The organism is Tritonibacter sp. SIMBA_163 (assembly GCF_046535935.1).
Lineage (GTDB): Bacteria > Pseudomonadota > Alphaproteobacteria > Rhodobacterales > Rhodobacteraceae > Epibacterium > Epibacterium scottomollicae.
The window spans coordinates 1-265 of the sequence record NZ_JAWJBP010000591.1 but is presented as its reverse complement, the minus strand read 5'-3'; the positions used below and the strand labels follow the sequence as shown (position 1 = coordinate 265).

At 56.2% G+C, this 265-nt stretch carries 1 protein-coding gene; it reads left to right on the top strand.

The features are described from left to right. Positions 1-47: 47 nt before the first annotated feature. Positions 48-265, top strand: a 218-nt coding sequence (locus R0J92_RS23670; RefSeq protein ID WP_411053473.1) for an ATP-binding cassette domain-containing protein, incomplete at its 3' end; no start/stop codon positions are given.

Sequence of the window (265 nt, the reverse complement as noted above, 5' to 3'; positions counted from 1 at the left end):
AGTTGGCTTATTCCGGAAATTCCTCACCCGACTCCTTGCACTATTTAATGAAAGCGCTGGACTTGAAAACAATCGCTCATGCCCATCCATTTTCCGTGAGCCATGGCCAGAAACGCCGCGTCGCGATCGGGGCGATGCTCGCTGACGGGCGCCAAGTCCTGCTGCTCGATGAACCGACCGCAGGCCAAGACCAACAGGCATTGGCGGAGCTTTATCGTCAAATCGAAAGCCGCGCACAGGATGGCTGTGCTTTGGCCGTAGTGAC